The 14,567-nt window shown below is 70.8% G+C and carries 12 protein-coding genes; 3 read left to right on the forward strand and 9 right to left on the reverse strand.

The features are described 5' to 3' along the window. Window positions 1-205: 205 nt before the first annotated feature. The 3 genes from HEP81_RS12495 to HEP81_RS12500 all read right to left on the reverse strand — a co-directional run bounded on the left by HEP81_RS12495 (window position 206) and on the right by HEP81_RS12500 (window position 2,617). A complete protein-coding gene (locus HEP81_RS12495; protein WP_037657269.1) occupies window positions 206-1,249 on the reverse strand; it encodes a 3-isopropylmalate dehydrogenase in 1,044 nt (347 codons plus the stop codon). Between the two features lie 101 nt (window positions 1,250-1,350). Further along, window positions 1,351-1,482 (reverse strand): hypothetical protein, encoded by a 132-nt coding sequence (locus HEP81_RS42145; protein WP_086812259.1) that lies wholly within the window; start codon window positions 1,480-1,482, stop codon window positions 1,351-1,353. A gap of 187 nt (window positions 1,483-1,669) precedes the next feature. Beyond that, the gene (locus HEP81_RS12500; RefSeq protein WP_243279401.1) at window positions 1,670-2,617 is read right to left on the reverse strand and encodes a LysR family transcriptional regulator; all 948 of its coding nucleotides are present in this window, start codon (window positions 2,615-2,617) and stop codon (window positions 1,670-1,672) included. A 102-nt stretch (window positions 2,618-2,719) separates the two neighbouring features. On the opposite strand from HEP81_RS12500, the gene HEP81_RS12505 reads away from it, so the two are divergent. Next, window positions 2,720-3,715, forward strand: a complete 996-nt coding sequence (locus tag HEP81_RS12505; RefSeq protein WP_037657268.1) for an MDR family NADP-dependent oxidoreductase — start codon at window positions 2,720-2,722, stop codon at window positions 3,713-3,715. 139 nt (window positions 3,716-3,854) lie between these two features. Here HEP81_RS12505 and pruA read toward each other — a convergent pair whose 3' ends face one another. Both pruA and HEP81_RS12515 read right to left on the reverse strand, forming a co-directional pair. Next, the gene (gene pruA / locus HEP81_RS12510) at window positions 3,855-5,486 is read right to left on the reverse strand and encodes an L-glutamate gamma-semialdehyde dehydrogenase (protein ID WP_037657266.1); all 1,632 of its coding nucleotides are present in this window, start codon (window positions 5,484-5,486) and stop codon (window positions 3,855-3,857) included. A 37-nt stretch (window positions 5,487-5,523) separates the two neighbouring features. Continuing rightward, entirely contained in the window at window positions 5,524-6,504 is a 981-nt protein-coding gene (locus HEP81_RS12515) for a proline dehydrogenase family protein (RefSeq protein ID WP_037657264.1), read from the reverse strand. 165 nt (window positions 6,505-6,669) lie between these two features. Here HEP81_RS12515 and HEP81_RS12520 point away from each other — a divergent pair, with 165 nt between their 5' ends. Beyond that, on the forward strand, window positions 6,670-8,100 hold the full coding sequence (locus tag HEP81_RS12520; RefSeq protein ID WP_243279402.1) for a PucR family transcriptional regulator: 1,431 nt from the start codon (window positions 6,670-6,672) through the stop codon (window positions 8,098-8,100). Window positions 8,101-8,159: 59 nt separating this feature from the next. After that, window positions 8,160-9,053 carry an alpha/beta fold hydrolase gene (locus tag HEP81_RS12525; protein WP_051850255.1) on the forward strand — a complete coding sequence of 298 codons (894 nt, stop codon included), beginning with the start codon at window positions 8,160-8,162 and terminating at the stop codon, window positions 9,051-9,053. 78 nt (window positions 9,054-9,131) lie between these two features. Here HEP81_RS12525 and serA read toward each other — a convergent pair whose 3' ends face one another. The 4 genes from serA to HEP81_RS12545 form a co-directional block, all read right to left on the reverse strand. Further along, a complete protein-coding gene (gene serA / locus HEP81_RS12530; RefSeq protein WP_037657262.1) occupies window positions 9,132-10,721 on the reverse strand; it encodes a phosphoglycerate dehydrogenase in 1,590 nt (529 codons plus the stop codon). A gap of 249 nt (window positions 10,722-10,970) precedes the next feature. Then, complete coding sequence (ilvC, locus tag HEP81_RS12535; protein WP_037657260.1) at window positions 10,971-11,969, reverse strand: ketol-acid reductoisomerase; 999 nt, start codon at window positions 11,967-11,969, stop codon at window positions 10,971-10,973. 129 nt (window positions 11,970-12,098) lie between these two features. After that, on the reverse strand, window positions 12,099-12,623 hold the full coding sequence (gene ilvN / locus HEP81_RS12540) for an acetolactate synthase small subunit (protein ID WP_037657258.1): 525 nt from the start codon (window positions 12,621-12,623) through the stop codon (window positions 12,099-12,101). A gap of 22 nt (window positions 12,624-12,645) precedes the next feature. Then, window positions 12,646-14,493 (reverse strand): acetolactate synthase large subunit, encoded by a 1,848-nt coding sequence (locus tag HEP81_RS12545; RefSeq protein WP_037657256.1) that lies wholly within the window; start codon window positions 14,491-14,493, stop codon window positions 12,646-12,648. Window positions 14,494-14,567: the final 74 nt, after the last annotated feature.

A 14,567-nucleotide genomic window follows, 5' to 3' on the forward strand; every position in this document is an offset into this window, starting at 1 on the left:
ACCGGTGCTCGGACGTCCGAGCTTTCCCTCATACCGCGGCTCCGCGTTCGATTATCGCGCGCGGGCCCCGGTCGACGGAATCGGGTGGGCTACGGCCCAGGGGTCGTGGTGGCGGCCCGGGGGCGATCGTTTCACCCGGCGGAGACATGCGGAAGCCGCCGGGCGGTCGTGCGACCCGGCGGCTTCTTTCGAATAGAGCGCCGGGTCAGCCGGCTACTCGGGAGGCGAGCGCGTCGCCGATCTCGGAGGTGCTACGGGCGGGCCGGTCCGCGCGCTCGGTGAGGTCGGCGGCGACCGCGGCGTCGATGCGGTCGGCCTCGGCGTCGTACCCGAGGTGACGCAGCAGCAGGGCGACGGAGAGGACCGTGGCGGTGGGGTCGGCCTTGCCCTGGCCCGCGATGTCCGGGGCCGAGCCGTGCACCGGCTCGAACATGGAGGGGAACTCGCGGCCCGGGTTGATGTTGCCGGAGGCGGCCACGCCGATGCCGCCGGAGACGGCCGCGGCGAGGTCGGTGATGATGTCGCCGAAGAGGTTGTCGGTGACGATCACATCGAAGCGCTCGGGCTGGGTGACCAGGAAGATGGTGGCCGCGTCGACATGCAGATAGTCGGTGGCGACCTCGGGGAACTCCTGGGCGACCCTGTTGAAGATGTCCGTCCACAGATGGCCGGCGAAGGTCAGCACGTTGTTCTTGTGGACCAGCGTGAGCTTCTTGCGCGGGCGGGCCTGGGCGCGGGCGAAGGCGTCGCGGACGACACGCTCGACACCGTAGGCCGTGTTGACGGACACCTCGGTGGCGACCTCGTGCGGGGTGCCCTTGCGGATGGTGCCGCCGTTGCCGGTGTACGGGCCTTCGGTGCCCTCGCGGACGACGACGAAGTCGATCTCCGGCTGTCCGGCGAGCGGAGTGGCCACGCCCGGGAGGAGCTTGCTCGGCCGCAGGTTGACATGGTGGTCGAAGGCGAAGCGGAGCTTGAGCAGGAAGCCGCGTTCCAGGACGCCGGAGGGCACCGACGGGTCGCCGATGGCGCCGAGCAGGATGGCGTCGTGCCGCTTGAGCCGGGCGAGGTCGGCGTCGGTGAGGGTCTCACCGGTGGCGTGGTAGCGCTTGGCGCCGAAGTCGTAGTCCTGGGTCTCCAGCTTCACATCCTGCGGAAGGACGGCGGAGAGGACCTTCAGACCTTCGGCCACGACCTCCTGGCCGATGCCGTCACCGGGGATCACTGCGAGATTGAGGCTGCGAGACATGCGGGAACCCTACTCCTCGTCCCAGGTGATGACACGGGCTGTCCATTATCCGGACGGCCCGTGTCACGGCGAGCGGCTCGGAAGGAGGTTCGGCGATCGGCTCAGTGGCCGGTCTGGCCGCCGTTGTCCCGGCGGTCGAGGGCACGCTGGAGGGCGGCGGCGGCGTTCTTGCGGTCGGACTCGCCGGTGCTGGGCACGTGGCGGACGCGGCGGCGGACGGTCGTCTCGGCCATGGAAATCGACTCCTCGGCATGAAGGGAGCACGGTCATGAGGGGGTGTGCGAGACGCCGGAGCAGGCGGGGAGCACTGGCCGCAGGGGTTGCCTGCACGGAGCCCGGCTCACGACCGCCATTCGCTGGATCGAGCGAGACGTTCGGCTTCCTCCAAGCTAAGGGAGCGGCCCGCGTCTGTCTGCATAGTTACTCGGACTTCCTACTATCTGAGACGGCGGGCCTCCCCGAACGGCTCTGAGCTGCGCCGACGCGCGTTCGAGTGAGCGCTGGACCGCGTCCGAGTGAACGCAGGACACGGATCAGGGCGCGTACGGCGTCGGTCGTGGCCCCTTCCGGGGTGGTGAGGTAGCCGACGCCGCGGTACGGGCGGTCCGGGCCGAGGTCGGAGATCTCCACCGAGGGCGGTGCCCCGGTGAGGGACAGTGCGGGCATGACGGCCATGCCGAGGCCGCTGCCCACCATGGACAGCACCGCCCCGTCGTCCTCGGCGCGGACGGTGGCGGGCGGCAGCCAGTCCTGGGCGGCCCACCACTCGCGGGTGTGGGAACCGCAGTTCTCGGCCCAGTCCACAAGCGGCAGACCGCGCGGATCCGGGTGCCCGGCAGGATGCACCAGGGCGTACGGCTCCTCCAGCAGCGGCCCGCCGACCAGCCCGCTCGGCGGTGCCCCGGTCAGCGCGGCGATCCCGAGGTCGGCCCGCCCTGCCGCGACCTCGGCCGCGGTGCCGGCCCCCAACTCCCGTACGACGGTGACCTCCACCTCGATCCCGGGGTGCTGGGCGGCGAGCCGCTCCAGGGCGGGCGGCAGCAGATACAGGGCCGCGCTGCGGAACGCGGCGACGCGCAGCGGTCCGGTGAGCCGCCCGCTCCCGCTCGCGCGCACCTCGGCGGCCAGCACCGCCAGCATCCGCAGCACCCGCCGGGCGTGGGCGGCGGCCCGCTCACCGGCCGGGGTGGGACGGGCGCCGAACCGGCCGCGTTCGAACAGCACCGCCCCCAACTTCTTTTCGATGCCGCGCACGGCGTGGGACACGGCGGACTGGCTGGTGCCGAGCCGGGCGCCCGCGGCGGAGAAGCCGCCCTCGTCGGCCACGGCGACCAGAATCCTCAGCTCCTGCGGGGCAAGGTCAGTCACTCGGGGCTCCCACCTGCGCCTATGAGTCCGCTTCATGGATCAGCGGCTTTCATGAGCCCAACCCTCTGCTGCCGCGCGGCATTCCTCCCTACCGTCCTCCTCATGACCGAGACCGCGCTCACCGTGCAGCAGACCGCCCGCCCCACCGGCTTCCCCACCGCCGCCCACTTCCGCTTCGCCGAGTCCCCGGTGCCCGAACCGGCGCCGGGCACCGCCCTGGTGGAGAACCTGCTGTGGTCGGTGGACCCGTACCACCGGGAGATGATGGACGGCGACTTCGCGCTGAACGCCCCGCTGGAGGGCCGCGCCCTGGGCCGGATCACCGCCTCGCGCACCCCGGACCTGCCCGAGGGCGAGATCGTCTTCCACCGCCGGGGCTGGCGTACCCACGCCGTGGTCACCCCCGAGGAGGTACGACGGCTCCCCCACCACCCCGGCGTCCCGCTGACCGCGTACCTCAGCGTGCTGGGCGGCACGGGCCTGACGGCGTACGTCGCCCTGACCCGCGTGGCGCGGCTGCGCGCGGGCGAGGACGTGTTCGTCTCCGGCGCGGCGGGCGGCGTCGGCACCGCGGCGGGACGCTTCGCCCGGCTCCTCGGCGCGGGCCGGCTGATCGGCAGCGCGGGCACGCCCGAGAAGGTCACGTACCTGACGGAACACGTGGGTTACGACGCCGCCTTCGACTACCACGCGGGCCCCGCCGCCGAGCTGCTGGCCGCGGCGGCGCCCACCGGCGTGGACGTCTTCGTGGACAACGTGGGCGGCGAGCAACTCGGCGCGGCGATCGGCGCGTTGCGTCTCCGCGGCCGGGTGGCACGGGTCGGCACGATCAGCCGGTACAACACCCCCGACGCCCCGCCCGTCGTCCTCGATCACACCGCCGTGGTGGAACGCAGACTGCGCATCGAGGGCTTCCTGGTCTCCGACCACCGGGACGCGCAGGAGGAGTTGTACGACTTCGCCGTACCGCATCTGCGCAGCGGCGCGCTGACGGCGGACGAGACGGTGATCGACGGCTTCGACCGGATCGTGGACGCGTTCCTGATGATGCTGCGGGGCGGGAACACGGGGAAGATCCTGGTGCGGAAGGGGGATTGAGGGGTGGCCCCGCATGCCGTCGCCTCGCCGTCGCGCCGGTGGCACCCCCGGCCGTCGACGCGCGCCGGGCATTGGAAACGGGCCGGGAAGCCTGCTCGGGGGTCAGGCTTCCCGGCCCGTCGTTCGGGCGGGCTGGGGGTCAGCCCATGTGCGGGTACGTGTAGTCGGTCGGCGGGACCAGGGTCTCCTTGATGGCGCGGGTCAGGGTCCAGCGCATCAGGTTCTGGGGGGCACCGGCCTTGTCGTTGGTGCCGGAGGCGCGGCCGCCGCCGAAGGGCTGCTGGCCGACCACGGCGCCGGTCGACTTGTCGTTGATGTAGAAGTTGCCCGCCGCGTAGCGGAGCTTCTCCATCGTGTACGCGGCCGCCGCACGGTCGCCCGCGATGACCGACCCGGTGAGGGCGTAGTCCGAGACCGACTCCATCTGGGTCAGCATCTCGTCGTACTTGTCGTCCTCGTAGACGTGGACCGCGAGCACCGGGCCGAAGTACTCGGTCGTGAAGACCTCGTTCTCCGGGTCGGAGCACTCGATGACGGTCGGGCGCACGAAGTAGCCGACCGAGTCGTCGTACGTGCCGCCCGCGACGATCGTGCAGGTCGCGTCCGCCTTGGCGCGGTCGATCGCGGCCTTGTTCTTGGCGAAGGAGCGGTCGTCGATGACGGCGCCCATGAAGTTGGACAGGTCCGTCACATCACCCATGGTGAGGTAGTCGACCTCGGCCGCGAACTCCTCCTTGAAGCCGGAGTTCCAGATGGAGGCCGGGATGTACGCGCGGGAGGTGGCGCTGCACTTCTGGCCCTGGTACTCGAAGGCACCACGGGTCAGCGCGGTCTTCAGGATCGCGCGGTCGGCGCTCGGGTGCGCGACCAGGAAGTCCTTGCCGCCGGTCTCGCCGACCAGACGGGGGTACGAGCGGTACTTCTCGATGTTGTTGCCGACCGTCTTCCACAGGTACTGGAAGGTCTTGGTCGAACCGGTGAAGTGGATGCCCGCGAGGTCGCGGTGCTCCAGGGCGACCTTGGAGACCTCGATGCCGTCGCCGGTGACGAGGTTGATGACACCCTTGGGCAGACCGGCCTCCTCCAGCAGCTGCATGAGCAGCACGGCGGCGTGCGTCTGCGTCGGGGACGGCTTCCAGACCACCACGTTGCCCATCAGGGCCGGGGCGGTGGGCAGGTTCGCCGCGATCGCCGAGAAGTTGAACGGCGTGATCGCGTAGACGAAGCCCTCCAGCGGGCGGTGGTCCATGCGGTTCCACACGCCCGGGGAGTTCGCCGGGGGCTGCTCGGCGAGGATCTGGCGGGCGTAGTGCACATTGAAGCGCCAGAAGTCGACCAGCTCACAGGGGCTGTCGATCTCCGCCTGCTGGGCCGTCTTGGACTGGCCGAGCATGGTGGAGGCGGCGATCGTCTCGCGCCACGGGCCGGACAGCAGCTCGGCGGCGCGCAGGATGATCGCGGCGCGGTCGTCGAAGGCCATCGCACGCCAGGCCGGAGCGGCGGCCAGGGCCGCGTCGATGGCGTCCTGGGCGTCCTGCTGGGTGGCGTGGCGACCGGTGCCGAGCACGGCCTTGTGGTTGTGCGGCTGCACGACCTCGAACGGCTCGCCGCCGCCCAGCCGCTTCTCGCCACCGATGGTCATCGGCAGCTCGACCGGGTTCTCGGCCAGCTCCTTGAGCTTGGCCTCCAGCCGGGCGCGCTCGGGCGAGCCGGGGGCATAGCCGTGCACCGGCTCGTTGACGGGGGTGGGGACCTGGGTCACAGCGTCCATGAGATCCGAACTCCTTGTACGTGAGCGGGTGGTGGGCTCAGCCCTTGCTGACCATGCTGCGCAGGAAGAAGCGCAGGTTCGCCGGCTTCTCCGCCAGACGGCGCATGAAATAGCCGTACCAGTCGGTGCCGTACGCCGTGTAGACGCGCATGCGGTGACCCTCTGCGGCCAGCCGCAGATGCTCGTCGCCGCGGATGCCGTACAGCATCTGGAACTCGTACTCGTCGAGCTTACGACCGGCCTTGTGGGCGAGCTCCTGCGCGATGGAGATCAGGCGCGGGTCGTGGGACCCGATCATCGGGTAGCCCTCGCCCTCCATCAGCGTCTTCAGGATGCGCACGTAGGCCTTGTCGATCTCGTGCTTCTGCTGGTAGGCGACCTCGGCGGGCTCCTTGTAGGCGCCCTTGACCAGGCGGACCCGGCTGCCTGCCTCGGCGAGCCGCTTGGCGTCGGCCTCGGTGCGGAACAGGTACGCCTGGATGACACAGCCGGTCTGCGGGTGGTCCTTCCGCAGCTCCTCGTGGATGGCGAACATCGAGTCGAGGGTGGTGTGGTCCTCGGCGTCCAGCGTCACGGTCGTACCGATCGCGGCGGCGGCCTCGACGACGGGGCGGACATTGGCGAGCGCCAGCTCGTGGCCGCCCGGGAATGTAGAGGCGGGCCCGGAGGGCCCTCGGTTGAGGGTGGTGGTGGGCGACGGGAGGGACTGGCCGAACATCGAGAGCTTGACCGACATCTCGACCTTCTCGCCGAGCTCCAGCTCCTTGAGGTGGTCGATCAGCGCGAGGTAGGCGTCGCGGGCGCCCTCGGCCTGTGCGGGGGTGGTGATGTCCTCGCCGACGACGTCCATCGTCAGCTGAAGGCCCTTGCCCGTCAGGTCCTTGATGATCGGGACGATGTCGGACACCGTCTCACCCGGGATGAAGCGGTCGACGACCTGCTTGGTCACGGGGGCCGCCGAGATCAGGCGACGCATCCGGTCGCTGCGCGACGCGGCGAGAATCACGGGACCCAGCACGGGGCACCTCCACAGACAAGCACCAAAAGAGGCCATCACCCGACGATTCGGGTACGGCACGGAGAACCAACGTGAAACCTACGGATCCCTTTGATCGTCGGCCATCGACAGCTGTCACGCATCCGTGCCCGGGATCTCAGACATCTGTATGAAGATGGCCGGAAAATGGGGGAGAATGCCCGGGTGGCGGCGGATTACAAGGGTGATTACCAGGAACTGGTGGACGAGATCTCGGAGCTGCTGGGCGCGCCCGCGACCCTGGAGAACCGCGACTTCGAGCTGCTCGCCTTCGGCACGTACGACAGCGACGACGAGCTGGACGCCTCGGCGCTGGACCCGGTGCGCACCCGCTCGATCCTGACCCGGCGCTCCACGGCGGGCGTGCGCACCTGGTTCGAGGGCTTCGGCATCACCCGCGCCACCGGCCCGGTCCGTATCCCGCCGAGCCCCGAGGCGGGTGTCTACCGCGGCCGGATCTGCCTGCCCGTGCGGCACCGGGGGGTCGTGGTCGGCTACGTCTGGCTCCTGGAGAACGAGCCCGGGCCGACGGACGCCCAGCTCGATGCCGCGATGCGGGTGGCCGGCCGGATCGGCGCGCTGCTCGCGGACGAGGCGGAGGCGGGGGCCGGGCTGAGCCGTGAGCTGCGGGCGGTGCTCACCGCCGAGGGCGGCTGGCAGCGGGACATGGCGGTGGCCGAGCTGCGCACCGCGCTCGGTCCTCGCGCGGACGGCCCCCACACCCTGATCTGTGTGGCCCCCTGGCCCTCCCCCGACCCGGACGACGCCCCCTCCGCCCGTTCCGTCCCGCACGCCGCGGCCCTGTGCACGATCCCCTGGGGAGCGGCGGCCCAGAGCCTCGCGGTACTGGTCCGGCTCCGCTCCACGGCGGTGGGCGCACCGGCGCTGGCGGCGGCGGGCCGGGTACTGGAGGAGGCGGAGGGGGCCTGGGGGGCTCTCGGGGTACGGGGCGGCACGGAGGCGGCCACGACGGAGGGGAGCCCGGCACCGAGCGGCTCCGGCACCGGAGCGCGGGGCGGCTCGGACAAGGGGGCCGGCGGGGCGTCGGGCAAGAGGACGCGCGCGGCCGTGCCGAGGGGGGCCGGAGCCGCGGTGGCGGCGGCGGTCGCCGCGGGAGTCGCCGGGGCGTCCCGGTACACCGGCGGTCCCGGGACGGCCGGGTTCGGCGGGCCCGCCGCCGGGATCGGGGACCCCCGCGTCGGACTGGCCGAGCTGGGCGCGGTCTGGCAGGAGGCGCGCGCCGCGGCACAGGCGGCACTGGCCGAACGGCGCCTCGGCCCGGTCGCGCAGTGGCGGGGCATCGGGCCGTACCGCCTGCTGACCGCGCTCCCCCCGGAGTCCGCGCAGGACCCGGCCGCCGGCCCCCTCCTCTCCCCGGCCCACCGCGAGCTGGCCCGTACCGCCGAGGTCTATCTCGACTGCGCGGGCCAGGCGGGCCGTACGGCCTCCGAGCTGGGCATCCACCGCCAGACCCTCTACTACCGCCTCAACCGCGTGGAACAGCTGACGGGCCTCGACCTGGACGACGGCGAGGACCGGCTGCTGCTGCACATGGCGTTGAAGAGGGCCCGGCTGTAGGGGCGCGGCGCGGAAATCCCGGTTGCCCCCAACTGCCCGCCGGGGTAAGCCTCTTCGCCATGGCTTCCCCTTCTTCCTTCTCCTTCTCCGCGCCCGACGGCACCGAACTCGCCTACCGCGTCCGCGGCGAGGGCAGCCCGCTGGTCGCTCTGCCCGGCGGCCCGACGGACTCGGCGTACCTCGGCGATCTGGGCGGCCTGTCCCGGTACCGGCGGCTGATCATGCCGGACCTCCGGGGCACGGGCGGCTCGGCGACTCCCCGGGACCCGGCGTCGTACCGCTGCGACCGGATGGTGGCCGACGTGGAGGCCCTGCGCGCGCATCTGGGTCTGGACCGGATGGATCTGCTCGCGCACTGCGCCGGCGCCAACCTGGCGGTGCTGTACGCGAGTTGCCACCCCGAGCGGGTCGAGCGGCTGACCCTGGACACCCCGAGCGTCGCCGCCGTCGGCCTCACGATCAGCGGTGGGCTGCGCCTTGAGACCGTCCGGGCCCGGGCCGCGGAGCCCTGGTTCCCGGCGGCGTACGCGGCACTGGAGGCGATCACACAGGGCCGTGCGACGGCGGCCTCATGGGAGGCCATCACCCCGTTCTCGTACGGCCGTTGGGACGAGGCGGCACGCGCCCATCAGGCCGCGGCGGACGAGCGGTCGAACCCCGGGGTCATGGCCGCGTACGGCGCGGAGGGCGCGTACGACCCGCCGGCCGCACGGGCCGCGCTGGCCCGTCTCACCGCGCCGGTACGGCTGCTCGCGGGCGAGGTCGACCCGGGCGCCCCGCCGGCCACGGTCGCCGCGTACGCGGCTCTCTTCCCCGACGCCGAACTGGTGATCCAGCCCGGCGCGGGCCACTTCCCCTGGTTGGACGACCCCGACCGCTTCGTGGTCTCGGTGTGTCCGCAGGAGTTCAACCCGGCCGACGCGTACAACGCATCGCCGTTCTCCGGCGACTGACTCCCGGGCCGGCCCGGAGACGGCGGAAGGCCGGACGGCCGAGGAGTTCCTCGGCCGTCCGGCCTTCCGTGCAGCGGGTCAGACCAGGTTGACCGAGCGGGCCGACGCGGCGCCGATCTCGGCGGAGACCTCGGCCAGCACGTTCGGCGTCACCGTGTCGTCCACCGTGAGGACGGCCAGCGCCTCGCCGCCCACCGTGGCACGGGCGACCTGCATACCGGCGATGTTCAGACCGGCCTCGCCGAGGATGCGGCCGACGGTGCCGACGACACCGGGACGGTCCTCGTAGCGCAGGACCAGCATGTGGTCGGCGAGGGCGAGGTCGACGTCGTACTCCCCGACCGCGACGATCTTCTGGACATGCTTGGGGCCGGCCAGGGTGCCGGAGACCGACACCTCCTCGCCGGTGCCGAGCGTGCCGCGCACGGTCACCACATTGCGGTGCTCGGTGGCCTCGGAGCTGGTGGTGAGGCGGACCTCGACGCCGCGCTCCTGGGCGAACAGCGGTGCGTTCACATACGACACCGTCTCGTCGACGACGTCCTCGAACACGCCCTTGAGCGCGGAGAGTTCGAGCACCTTCACATCGTGCTGGGTGATCTCGCCGTAGACCTCTACATCCAGGCGCACGGCCACCTCACCGGCGAGCGCGGTGAAGATACGGCCCAGGCGCTCGGCCAGCGGCAGGCCCGGCTTGACGTCCTCGGCGATGACACCGCCCTGGACGTTGACCGCGTCCGGGACCAGTTCACCGGCGAGGGCGAGACGCACCGACCGGGCGACCGCGATGCCCGCCTTCTCCTGGGCCTCGTCCGTGGAGGCGCCCAGGTGGGGGGTGCACACGACCTGGTCCAGCTCGAACAGCGGGGAGTCGGTGCAGGGCTCCTTGGTGTACACATCGAGGCCGGCGCCGGCGACCCGGCCCTCCTTCAGCGCCGCGTACAGCGCCGCCTCGTCCACGATGCCGCCGCGCGCCGCGTTGACGATGCGCACGCTCGGCTTGACCTTGCGCAGCGCCTCGTCGCCGATGAGGCCGAGGGTCTCGGGGGTCTTCGGCAGGTGGACGGTGATGAAGTCGGAGACTTCGAGGAGCTCGTCCAGGGACAGCACCTTGACGCCCATCTGGGCGGCGCGGGCCGGCTGTACATACGGGTCGTAGGCGACGACCTTCATGCCGAAGGCGGACATGCGCTGCGCGACCAGGGCGCCGATACGGCCGAGGCCGACGACGCCGAGGGTCTTCTCGGCCAGCTCGACGCCCGTGTACTTGCTGCGCTTCCACTCGCCGTTCTTCAGCGCGGCGTTCGCCTGCGGGATGTTGCGGGCGGTGGACAGCAGCAGACCGCAGGCCAGCTCGGCCGCGGTCACGATGTTGGAGGTCGGGGCGTTGACGACCATCACGCCGGCCTTGGTGGCGGCGGACACGTCGACGTTGTCCAGGCCGACGCCCGCGCGGGCGACGACCTTGAGCTTCTTGGCCGCGGCGACGGCCTCGGCGTCGACCTTGGTGGCGGAACGGATCAGGATCGCGTCGACGTCGGCGATGGCGGGCAGCAGCTCCGCCCGGTCGGCTCCGTTGCAGTGCCGGATCTCGAAGTCCGGGCCAAGGGCGTCGACGGTCGCGGGCGAAAGCTCTTCGGCGATGAGTACGACGGGTTTCGAGCTCACGTGGGTCCTCACAAGTCCAATGCGGACGGCCGTCCCGACGGCCGCTGGCGGAGGGGTGCTAGCCGCGTGGAAGACGCACGACGCTGTGGGCCTGACGCGTATGTTGTGCAGCAGTCTAGTGGCGCCGCGCTCCTCGTTTTGCGCCGCTGCGGAAGGATCACCCGGACGGGGAACTCCAATGTGGAGTGCTGTCGGAGATCGTGGCGAATGGGGGCCGGAGCAGCATGCCCCGGCCCCCTGACGCGAGGCTTACGCCTCCTCGTTCACCCAGCTCATCAGCTGACGCAGCTGCTTGCCGGTGGTCTCCAGCAGGTGCTCGGAGTCCTGCTTCTTGTACTCGTTGTACTTCTTCAGACCGCCGTGGTACTCGTCCATCCAGTTCTTGGCGAAGGTGCCGTCCTGGATCTCGGCGAGGACCTTCTTCATCTCCGCCTTGGTGGCGTCGGTGATGATGCGCGGACCGGTGACGTAGTCGCCCCACTCGGCGGTCTCGGAGATGGACCAGCGCATCTTCTCCAGGCCGCCCTCGTACATGAGGTCCACGATCAGCTTCAGCTCGTGCAGGCACTCGAAGTAGGCGATCTCCGGCTGGTAGCCGGCCTCGGTCAGGGTCTCGAAGCCCGCCTTGACCAGAGCGGCGGTGCCACCGCACAGCACGGCCTGCTCGCCGAAGAGGTCGGTCTCGGTCTCCTCGGTGAAGGTCGTCTTGATGACGCCGGCGCGGGTGCCGCCGATGCCCTTGGCGTACGACAGGGCCAGCGCGAAGGCGTTGCCGGAGGCGTCCTGCTCGACGGCGGCGATGCAGGGCACGCCGCGGCCTTCCTCGTACTGGCGGCGGACCAGGTGGCCCGGGCCCTTGGGGGCCACCATGCAGACGTCCACGCCGGCCGGGGGCTTGATGAAGCCGAAGCGGATGTTGAAGCCATGGCCGAAGAACAGCGCGTCGCCGTCCTTCAGGTTCCCGGCGATGGACTCCTCGTAGACCCGGGCCTGGATCGGGTCCGGGACCAGGATCATGATGACGTCGGCCTCGGCCGCGGCCTCGGCCGGGGTGACCACGCGCAGGCCCTGCTCCTCGGCCTTGACCTTGGACGTGGAGCCCTCGTGCAGACCGACCCGGACGTCCACGCCGGAGTCGCGCAGCGACAGGGCGTGCGCGTGACCCTGGCTGCCGTAACCGATGACCGCGACCTTGCGGTTCTGGATGATGGACAGGTCGGCGTCAGCGTCGTAGAACAGCTCGGCCACTTTGGGTTCTCTCCCTATGTGTGCAGGTGGTGCGTCCCACCGTATGACGGCGGGCGGTGAGGTGGTTTCGGGGTCTCGGCATACGGGCGAGCGGTGCGACCGGCCGCCCGTACGCGTCCGTACCGGGTGTTACGCGGATCGGTCCAGGGCGCGCAGCGAGCGGTCCGTGATCGAACGGGCGCCGCGGCCGATGGCGATGGTGCCGGACTGGACCAGCTCCTTGATGCCGAACGGCTCCAGCATCTTGAGCATGGCGGACAGCTTCTCGCCGGACCCGGTGGCCTCGATGGTCACGGCCTCCGGGGAGACGTCCACGGTCTTGGCGCGGAACAGCTGGACGATCTCCACGATCTGGGAGCGGGTCTCGTTGTCCGCGCGGACCTTCACCAGAACGAGTTCGCGCTGAACGGCCTGATGGGGTTCCAGCTCGACGATCTTCAGGACCTCGACCAGCTTGTTGAGCTGCTTGGTCACCTGCTCCAGCGGCAGTTCCTCGACACCGACCACGATGGTGATCCGGGAGATGTCGGGGTGCTCGGTGACGCCCACCGCGAGCGAGTCGATGTTGAAGCCGCGGCGGGAGAACAGGGCGGCGATCCGGGCGAGGATGCCCGGCTTGTTCTCCACCAGGACGGAGAGCGTGTGCTTGGACATGGTCTTTTTACGTCTCTCTCGCTCAGTCGTCTTCGCTGTCGCCGAAGTCGGGGCGGACGTCCCGGGCGGCCATGATCTCGTCGTTCGAGGTGCCGGCGGCGACCATCGGCCACACCATGGCGTCCTGGTGGACGATGAAGTCCACGACCACCGGACGGTCGTTGATGGAATTGGCCTCCTCGATGACCTTGTCCAGGTCCTCGGGGCGCTCGCAGCGCAGTCCCACGCAGCCCATCGCCTCGGCCAGCTTCACGAAGTCCGGCACCCGCGTGCCCCGGGCCTCGGGGTTGACGTCGTCGGGGCCGCTGTGCAGGACGGTGTTGGAGTAGCGCTGGTTGTAGAACAGAGTCTGCCACTGGCGGACCATCCCGAGCGCGCCGTTGTTGATGACGGCGACCTTGATGGGGATGTTGTTCAGGGCGCAGGTGGTCAGTTCCTGGTTGGTCATCTGGAAGCAGCCGTCGCCGTCGATCGCCCAGACCGTGCGCTCGGGCCGGCCGGCCTTGGCGCCCATGGCGGCCGGGACCGAGTAGCCCATGGTTCCGGCGCCGCCGGAGTTCAGCCAGGTGGCGGGCTGCTCGTACTGGATGAAGTGCGCGGACCACATCTGGTGCTGGCCGACGCCCGCCGCGAAGATGGTGCCCTCGGGGGCGAGCTGTCCGACGCGCTCGATGACGGCCTGCGGGGACAGCGAGCCGTCCTCGGGCCGGTCGTAGCCGAGCGGGTAGGTCTCGCGCCAGCGGTTGAGGTCGTGCCACCAGGCGCTGTAGTCGCCCTGGTTGCCCTCGCTGTGCTCCTTCTGCACGGCCTGGACCAGATCGGCGATGACCTCGCGGGCGTCGCCCACGATCGGCACGTCGGCCTCGCGGTTCTTGCCGATCTCGGCCGGGTCGATGTCGGCGTGCACGATCTTGGCGTACGGCGCGAAGCTGTCCAGCTTGCCGGTGACGCGGTCGTCGAAGCGGGCACCGAGGGCGACGATCAGGTCGGCCTTCTGAAGCGCGGTGACGGCGGTGACCGCACCGTGCATGCCCGGCATTCCCACATGCAGGGGGTGGCTGTCGGGGAATGCGCCCAGCGCCATCAGGGTGGTGGTGACGGGCGCCTGGGTGAGTTCGGCGAGGACCCTCAGCTCGGCGGTGGCCTTGGCCTTCAGGACGCCGCCGCCGACGTAGAGGACCGGCCGCTTGGCGGCGGTGATCAGCTTGGCGGCCTCGCGGATCTGCTTGGCGTGCGGCTTGGTCACCGGGCGGTAGCCGGGCAGGTCCATGACCGGCGGCCAGGAGAAGGTGGTCTTCGCCTGGAGGGCGTCCTTGGCGATGTCGACCAGCACCGGCCCTGGACGTCCGGTGGAGGCGATGTGGAAGGCCTGCGCGATGATCCGCGGGATCTCCTCGGCCTTGGTCACCAGGAAGTTGTGCTTGGTGATCGGCATGGTGATGCCGACGATGTCCGCCTCCTGGAAGGCGTCCGTGCCGATCGACTTCGAGGACACCTGGCCGGTGATCGCGACCATCGGCACCGAGTCCATATGGGCGTCGGCGATCGGGGTGACCAGGTTGGTCGCGCCCGGTCCGCTCGTCGCCATGCAGACGCCGACCTTGCCGGTGGCCTGTGCGTACCCCTCGGCCGCGTGGCCCGCGCCCTGCTCATGGCGGACCAGGACGTGGCGCACCCGGGCGGAGTCCATCAGCGGGTCGTACGCCGGCAGGATCGCGCCGCCGGGAATTCCGAATACCGTGTCCGCCCCGACCTCTTCAAGGGAGCGGATGAGGGACTGCGCGCCCGTGACGTGCTCGACGGGGGCGGAGTGTCCGCCGGATCGGGGCCGGGGCTGCGGATGATGGGCCCCGGTGGCCTGCTCGGTCATCGGCTTCTCTTCTCGATGCTGAGGGTTTTTGCGAGGTTCGGGCGGAGTTCGTCAGTCGGACGAGAGTCACTCGT

It is taken from the genome of Streptomyces griseofuscus (genome assembly GCF_014673495.1).
Classification (GTDB): Bacteria; Actinomycetota; Actinomycetes; order Streptomycetales; family Streptomycetaceae; genus Streptomyces; species Streptomyces murinus.